Source organism: Lysinibacillus sp. RU7 (genome assembly GCF_057837305.1).
Genome location: NZ_JBYQFK010000370.1, coordinates 1 through 210, shown reverse-complemented (window position 1 = coordinate 210; position 210 = coordinate 1). Strand labels below are relative to the sequence as shown.

Annotated in this window: 1 rRNA gene; it reads left to right on the top strand. The window is 36.7% G+C overall.

Annotation, left to right across the window (positions count from 1 at the left end):
- Window positions 1-136: 136 nt before the first annotated feature.
- Window positions 137-210: ribosomal RNA gene (gene rrf, locus AC3II9_RS22765) — 5S ribosomal RNA — on the top strand; the annotation flags it as partial.

The window sequence follows — 210 nt, the reverse complement described above, 5'->3', positions numbered from 1 at the left end:
AATACTAATCGGTCGAGGACTTAACCACATTTTGTGTTGTGCACAATGCACCGTTTATCCAGTTTTGAAAGAACAAAAATTAAAATACTTGAATACTAATTTTCAGTATGATATAATTTAAAATGTCTTTCAAAAGTCTAGTGATGATGGCAAAGAGGTCACACCCGTTCCCATACCGAACACGGAAGTTAAGCTCTTTAGCGCCGATGG